A 280-nucleotide genomic window follows, 5' to 3' on the forward strand; every position below is an offset into this window, starting at 1 on the left:
CGCCGCGTGGGTGCAATGTCAGCAGCACCTTGGCGTCGGGGTAGGCCACCATCAGTTCGCGCCACACGCAGCAGCCGGGATTGTCGACCGTGGCGGTGTAGTTGGCGAACACCTTGTCCCAATCCTGCTGCGAACCGGGCGGGCTGTTGGCCACCTTGCGCCAGAAATCGAGATGGCCGGTGTTGGCCTTGTTCATGATCACTTCCTGCATGTGGTAGCAGGGCAGGCCAAGCTTGTTCAGCGCGGCAAAGGTCGACCATGTAGATCGGAAGAGCGTCGT

Annotated in this window: 1 protein-coding gene; it reads right to left on the bottom strand. The window is 61.8% G+C overall.

Features of this window, described 5'->3' with window-relative positions; translation table 11 throughout:
* Positions 1–280: sulfotransferase (locus EN852_RS40355; protein ID WP_281407878.1), on the bottom strand; the 280-nt coding region annotated here is incomplete at both ends.

The organism is Mesorhizobium sp. M2E.F.Ca.ET.209.01.1.1 (genome assembly GCF_004010375.2).
In the GTDB taxonomy this organism is placed as follows: domain Bacteria; phylum Pseudomonadota; class Alphaproteobacteria; order Rhizobiales; family Rhizobiaceae; genus Mesorhizobium.